Origin of the sequence: Roseivirga sp. UBA1976 (assembly GCF_002336325.1) — a bacterium.
In the GTDB taxonomy this organism is placed as follows: domain Bacteria; phylum Bacteroidota; class Bacteroidia; order Cytophagales; family Cyclobacteriaceae; genus Roseivirga; species Roseivirga thermotolerans.
This window is the reverse complement of record NZ_DDDQ01000048.1, coordinates 1-3,984: the sequence shown is the minus strand read 5'-3', so window position 1 is coordinate 3,984 and position 3,984 is coordinate 1. Positions and strand designations below refer to the sequence as shown.

General features: G+C 44.4%; 2 protein-coding genes. Both read right to left on the bottom strand.

Going from position 1 to position 3,984, the window contains the following annotated elements:
- Positions 1–420: 420 nt before the first annotated feature.
- On the bottom strand, positions 421–1,455 hold the full coding sequence (locus B3763_RS05185; RefSeq protein ID WP_286744416.1) for a hypothetical protein: 1,035 nt from the start codon (positions 1,453–1,455) through the stop codon (positions 421–423).
- A 2-nt stretch (positions 1,456–1,457) separates the two neighbouring features.
- Complete coding sequence (locus B3763_RS05180) at positions 1,458–3,287, bottom strand: hypothetical protein (RefSeq protein WP_286744413.1); 1,830 nt, start codon at positions 3,285–3,287, stop codon at positions 1,458–1,460.
- Positions 3,288–3,984 lie beyond the last annotated feature (697 nt).

Genomic DNA, 3,984 nt, shown 5'->3' with positions numbered 1-3,984 from the left:
AAGGCACACACAATGGGTATAAAAACATAGGGCGGATAGTGGTTTCCGCAAGTTTCGGCCCCATAGCAAGCATTGTCTCGGTGGACAAGTTTGAAGCTCCGAAATGCCCTACGTTTCATACCCGAGACCGTTATCAAAAAAGCAGCACCGTCCGTGCTGCCTTTCTCAATTAAACAGGTGTAAACCTGCGACTCAACTAAAGACCATCCTAGCTTAAAGAACAAAACTGTGGGAGACTGCAGAATGACGGATTAAACTGACTGCATCTGTTCTCTGACCCTTGAATACTAATTCACCAATTCCCTGACCCCCTAAATAACCAATGACAATTCAATCTGGCGGATCCTTCGGCTTTGCTCAGGATGAAAAAACCGGGTTTTTCTATTCACAAACTTCCCAATTCCCGAATTACTTAGTCACCTAGAACAGATAAAACTCCTCCTTATTTAGCTTCATAATACTTAGCGGTTGCTTGCCGTATTTGGGAAAGAAAATGATGATCTTCTCTCCTACGCTCAGCTGATCATAAAGCACAGTGCTTACCGGTAATGTGCCTTTTGTGGTGATGACTTTGTTCACTCCGCGTCTGCGGTTGCCCGTAACAGTGAGCTTGTCTTCTACCAAAGCAGTGACTCCGCGTTTGTGGGCATAACCCTTGTTTCTAATGTATTCACCCCATCTGCGCATGGCGCTCACTCCTTGCCACAATGGAACGATAAACAGAGGAAACATAATGATGAGGAAGCCCAGAAGTCCGTTGGTAATCATTCCAAAAACGATGACCACAAAGGGCAGCATAAATAGTAGTCGCTTTCTGGTTTGCGCTCTAAAAATCTTCTTCAGTGCTTCAAAATCCTTTTCGCTAAAACGCTCTTCCTGCATCTGGCTCTCCAGAAACTTCATGTTCTCTGCCCGCATGTTGTTTGAAGCCTGAAGATCTTCGGCTTCCTTAGACAAGACGGTTAAAGAGAGCGTTAATCTGGATTTTGGAGCCCTATCCAACACTACATTAGAGCCCACTTTTACGCGAGTATAGTGCTTATAGTCTACCGAGAACTCCTCATCGTTGATATAGAGGTAATAGTGTCTGGTAGTGCTGGAACTGGTTCTTGAGCTGCCTGATCTGCCACCTGCTGAGCTATGCGAAGATGAAGTCTGCACATTCAGTCGCTTGTCTGTTACCACTCCGGTTATTCGGTATTTGAATCCTCTTTTGATGTCGATAACTGAAGTCCAAACCATATAGCCGAGAATACTTAGAAACAGCACCCCAAACCCCATGAAAATCTTCTCGCTGATGCCGTCTTGAAAGAAACTATCGTCCATATTTCTGAAGGCCAGCTTATAAAACACTGCAAACATGGCCACCACGGCAAATGGGAAAATCAGCATAGGAATCAGCTGTTTTCTCAGCTTACCAATGTCTTCAGGTGAAAGTGGGAGTTGCTCTTTCATGCTTATTTCAGGCTGCTAGAAATGTAAATGCCGTTGATGGTATTGAATACAAACTCGTCATTAGCGGTGATGGTAATTTCTTCATCGAACTGATACATATCAGCCGCATCGAAACTCACTTGAAGCGTTTGTTCTGTACATCCTCCGGTTGAGCTGTCGCAAATAGAAATCCCCATTTTTTCATCAAATTCAAACACGATAGATACAAATTTTCCTGTGCTCAACTCAAAATGACTTGTCTTAAACCCCTCAGGCAGTGGCTCATCTTTCGTCAAGTTTCTATCATCTAATATTCCCTGCCAGGTGACTCCATAATCTTCACTCAACTTTGCTGACCCTATGCTTCCGGCATTGGTATCTACGGTGTACACGGTACCATCAGAACTGATCAGTCGAGGCCCGTAGCCCAAATGATTGGTAGCCGAACCAGACACCTCCGTCCAATCGATACCGTTGCCAGAGGTATAGGCTTTTAAATCAGCTGAATAGGTTCTGGCTTGGGTGCCTGGCGAAACGTAAACCTTTATTTCAACTGTCAGCGCATGGTAAATACCATCAGCGCCTTTGGCTACCAATTCAGGGGCGGGTGGATTTGTACTTTCAAGATTCCAATCCCTTCCATTGGTTGTGGTGTAAGTACCTGTTTCGGTGTAAGCAATTGTTCTTCCACCATCGTGCAAAATACTGGTGATCTCGCCTGTCGGAGAAGTAGCATAAGTACCACTATTCTTATCGAACACTTTGTCTTCGGCATAAGCGTAGTTGCCAATTACATAAGTCTTCCCAAACATATAGCCTGATGGATATTGATAACCCATATCCAATGGCAGATATTCCTCACGACCATTTTCGGTTTTGATGATTCCGCCTCTGAAGCGATCGCCATTCTCTATAAAGCCTTGTGTATAGACCGTTTCACCCACATGGCAAACGGCAAAACCATGATCGACAGGCTCCATAGAATCATCCGTAGTCACATGCATTTTAGGCACTCCCCATCGATCGAAAATATTCACATAGGCATGATCCTTATAGAGCTTCATGCCCCCTTCTGTGTTCTGCCAAATGCGGTAATCTTCAGGATAATCGTAATAGCGAATTTCCTTTTCCGGGGTAACGATGATTACGCCACCCTCCTTAGCATAAGCGAAATAGCCATAGCTGTAGGCGGTTTTTACTTTGTTTCGGCTATTTCCAGGACCATAGATTCTGGAATAGTTCATGTCGGTCAAAGTAGTTTGGGTATAGGTTTGTGTGCTTACATCGAACTCAGCAATGATTCTGTTCCTCCAATCGAAGAAACCCATTTTTTCGCCCCAGGTACCGAGGTAGAACTCTTCGCCTATTTCCAGACGAACACCTGTGCTCACGTAGGTTCCGTTATCATCAAGGAAGAAGGTTTTGCCATTGGCACCATCATTCTGAATGTAGACCAACTTGCCCGAATCGGTTACACCAGTGGCATAGTGAATGGCTGCCGAACCCGAACGAATATTATCGAGGTCGTAAACACCACCGCCATACACGAACAAACCATCGTTGCTGATATTGATGGGAATATTATCTGCATTACCAGAAACGAAAAGCTCTTCAACTGTTTGCCCACCGTCTTTTGAGTAAAACGGCTTATGAGCACCGAAGAAGATCATGTACTTTTCATTCGGGCTGACCATGATGGATGTGGCCGTGGCATAGGCCGTTGTTGGCATTAACTGGCTGAACTTTATGTTTTGTGCAGCCTCAACAGTTGGATCAATATCTTCTTTAGGGTCACAAGCGAAGGCAACCAGTAAGACTAATGAAAGTAAGAAAGCTCGATTTTTGGAACGCATAGATGCAAGGGAGTTTGTACGCTACAAACTTATCCGCAGGGCACGCGCAGTTCAATACGGCAATTGACGTAATTGCTTCGGGGAAGCAGTTCAAGGGTTCAAGGTTTAATGTTCAAAGTTGAGGCTACCGCAAAAGCAACCATAACACGTCATGCTGAACTCGTTTCAGCATCTCACAAGACTTCGCACCAGAGTAGGTTATTCGTTGATCAGTTATCAGTTAATCGGAAAACAGGAAACAGGTCCTAGTTCATCATTCATAGTTACGGCTACCGCAAAAGCAACCATATCCACGTCATGCTGAACTCGTTTCAGCATCTCCCACAGCCTTGCACCTCAGTAGGTTTTTGGTTGATCAGTTATCAGGTAATCAGAAAACGGAAAACAGGTTATTAGTATATTTCTCATAGTAACGGCTACCACAAAAGCCAACCATACCCACGTCATGCTGAACTCGTTTCAGCATCTCACAAGACTTGCACCTCAGTAGGTTTTTTGGTTGATCAGTTATCAGTTAATCAGGAAAAACAGAAAACAGGTTATTAGTATATTTCTCATAGTAACGGCTACCGCAAAAGCAACCATATCCACGTCATGCTGAACTCGTTTCAGCATCTCCCACAGCCTTGCACCTCAGTAGGTTTTTTGGTTGATCAGTTATCAGTTAATCGGGAAACCGTGGGCTAATCTTAGCCAT